This is a genomic window from Candidatus Planktophila sp., assembly GCF_046070465.1.
Classification (GTDB): Bacteria; Actinomycetota; Actinomycetes; order Nanopelagicales; family Nanopelagicaceae; genus Planktophila.
On record NZ_JBJTMK010000112.1, the window covers coordinates 1 to 3,188 of the forward strand.

Sequence of the window (3,188 nt, forward strand, 5' to 3'; positions counted from 1 at the left end):
AAGGGAGTGGATCTTGTTCTGGAAATGGTTGGCGGAACTACCTTTGATCAAAGTCTTGAGGCACTTGGAGATTTTGGTCGCATCATCACTTACGGAATGGCATCTCGCACTGCCCCTCAGCCGGTACATCCAGGTTCGCTGATGCATGGATCAAAAACAATCTCAGGTTTCTGGTTAGCAAATTGTTTTGCCAACACTGCAATGATGGGCGGCGTTATTACTCAGTTATTTGCATTAGTTGCAGAGGGAAAGTTGAAGCCAGTAATTGGCGGAACTTATCCACTCAACGAAGCTGCCGGTGCCCATCGTGCAATGCTCGCACGAGAGACCACCGGCAAAATCGTTTTGAAGCCTTAATTAGCGACGACCGCGACCACCATTGCCGCCACTGCGATTGCCACGGTAACCGCGACCTCCGCCTGATCCACCCTTGCGTGGAGCGCGCTTTGGCGCTTCAACGATAGGAGCAACATATGGAATTCCTGAGGGTTGCTGTGCGCCAGTAACACGCATGAGCTCTTCACTAGAAGGCTTCACATAGACAGTTGAAGGATTGACGCCTGCACGAGTCGTAAGGCCCTTTACTGACTTCTGTTGACGCGTTGTTGCAAGCGAGACCACTGTTCCTGATTCGCCAGCGCGAGCCGTACGACCCGAACGGTGCAAGTAGTCTTTGTGATCTTGTGCAGGGTCTACATGCACTACAAGAGAGATTCCATCAACGTGAATACCACGCGCTGCAACATCTGTTGCAACGAGAGCTGCATTATCGGACTCTTTGAAGAGTGCGAGTGTACGTGTGCGAACAGCCTGTGACTTACCGCCGTGAAGTGCGCCAACTGGAACACCGGCATGAGCAAGTTTATCTGCAAGACGATCTGCACCTCGCTGAGTCTTAACGAAGAGAATTGTCTTTCCATTACGAGCTGCAATCTCTGCTGTTACCTCATCTTTTTCAGATGGTTCCATAACGAGTAGGAAGTGCTCCATGGTTGAAACAGATGCGCGGTCATTCTGCAATGAGTGAGTCTTTGGGTTCTTCAAGTAGCGACGCACAAGAGCATCCACACCACGGTCCAAAGTTGCCGAGAAGAGAAGACGTTGTCCTCCCTGCTTAGCCTGATCAAGAATTTCCTGAACAACAGGCAAGAAGCCCATATCTGCCATCTGATCGGCCTCGTCAAGAACAGTAATCTGCAATTGATCGAGCTGAACTTCGCCCTTGTTAAGAAGGTCGATGAGACGGCCAGGTGTTGCTACCAAGATTGCTGTGCCCTTACGCATTGCAGTGATCTGCTTTGTATAGGACATTCCACCGGCAACAACTACTGAAGCGTGGCCCACTGAACGAGCGAGAGGAAGAAGAACTTCATCAATCTGCTGAGCAAGCTCACGAGTAGGTGTAAGAATCAAAGCTAGAGGTTTGTGTGGGTTTGCTTTCTTATCTGCGATATTTGAAAGCAGTGCAAGACTGAATGCAAGCGTCTTTCCAGAACCCGTCTGACCACGACCGAGAATGTCGTAACCTGCAATCGCGTCAGGAAGAGTAGCTACCTGGATAGGGAAGGGACTCAAAATTCCCTGTGCTCGAAGTGCATTATCAAGCGGTGCAGGAACTCCGAGTTCGCGGAAAGTTTTAGCAACCGCGTCAAGCGGAGTTGCATCAATCAGATTGGCATCTGCAAGATTTGGTGAGATATATGAATCATCTGCACCGAAATCTTCTGCAACGTTGCGGCCGCGACCTTGAGAGAATGAGTGTGGCTCACTATTGCGACCCGTCGCTGTGCGACGATCACGTGGCGGCTTTGAGAAATCACGAGCTGGGCGCTCTGTGCGATCTGCCGGACGCGATGAACGCTCTGGCTTATCGAATGTGCGTTTTGGCTTATCGAATGATCGCTCTGTGCGAGCCGGGCGTTCTGTGCGAGCTGGCTTATCGAATGATCGCTCTGTACGAGCAGGGCGTTCTGTGCGAGCTGGCTTATCGAATGATCGCTCTGTACGAGCAGGGCGACGATCTGGTCGCTCGCTGCGCTCTGCTACAAATTTTTCGGCACGGGTTGCTGGCTTTGCCTTAGGACGTGCACCCTTTTCAAATACTCGCTCGTTCTTGCCCTGACGAGGGTTGCCCTTTGGCGCGCCCTCAACATCCTTGGATTTAGAACCAATCTGCTTCTGGAAACGGGCAGCACGAAGCTTGGAGCGATCCGTTAAACGCTTCTCTTTCTTCGTCTGCTCAATCGGATCACGATCTGAGTAGCGAACATTTGTAGTTGGCTTGAATTCGCTCTTGCTGCGGGGTGTTGCCTTCGATGCAGTGCGAGGTGTAGTTGAGCTCTTGGTCCGAGGTGCTGGAGCAGCCTTCTTCATTGCTTTGGCTGCTGCTGCGCGACGGGGTTTCCCCTTAGAGGCTTCGCGACGTGCTTTTCCGGGCGCGGCTGTACGCTTTTGTAAAGTCATTATTAAGTTTCCTATCGAGAGATCAAGCGCGTCTCGATGAGGAAGGCCATTGTGGCCGGACCAAGGTGGAGATAAGACTCGCAAGAAGAGCCTGAATTAGGCTCATTATTGGTACTTCTGTTACGTCAGTAACAATCGCAGAGTCTACCGTTAATCATGCGAATTCTGAAATCGGTGCCTTAAAGCTGCTATTTCATGCTGAATTTATAGCTATCTCCTGAATCACATTTCTTGTACCACTTTCTTGTGACGCAAGGAATACCTAGCAAAGTGCTAGCACTCGCACTTTCACTACTGATGACAAGTGCCTGGTGAAAAGATTCTCTTGCAAGAAACAAAAAACAAGTGCACGGAGAGGTGCTAAAAATGAAGAAATCAAGAATTCTCGCAACAATCTCAGTAATTGCTATTTCCACTTTAGGTTTTGCAGGATCCGCATCAGCTGCAACTAAGTCAATCACTTGCTACAAGGGCACACAGAGCAAGGTTGTGAAAGCAGCTTCACCAAAGTGTCCAGCAGGTTGGTCTACTAAGAAACCAGCGGCAACACCTACTAAAGCTGGAACAGCTGCAGCACCCGTTGCAATCAATGCAACATATAAGGGCAAGATGTCTGCATTGTGGTCTGAATCAAGTATCGATGCATCAGTCACCGGAACATCTTCTACAAACAACGGTGGTCTTTCAGATCTTTCAGGTTCAGGTAGCTACGCCTCACAAGAAGG

The 3,188-nt window shown here is 50.0% G+C and carries 3 protein-coding genes; 2 read left to right on the forward strand and 1 reads right to left on the reverse strand.

The features are described 5' to 3' along the window. Positions 1 to 357: zinc-binding dehydrogenase (locus ACKOVI_RS05085; protein ID WP_509602985.1), on the forward strand; the 357-nt coding region annotated here is incomplete at its 5' end. Here ACKOVI_RS05085 and ACKOVI_RS05090 read toward each other — a convergent pair. After that, positions 358 to 2,463, reverse strand: a complete 2,106-nt coding sequence (locus ACKOVI_RS05090; RefSeq protein ID WP_509602986.1) for a DEAD/DEAH box helicase — start codon at positions 2,461 to 2,463, stop codon at positions 358 to 360. 366 nt (positions 2,464 to 2,829) lie between these two features. On the opposite strand from ACKOVI_RS05090, the gene ACKOVI_RS05095 reads away from it, so the two are divergent. After that, a partial coding sequence (locus ACKOVI_RS05095) for a hypothetical protein (protein WP_509602987.1) occupies positions 2,830 to 3,188 on the forward strand: 359 nt, incomplete at its 3' end.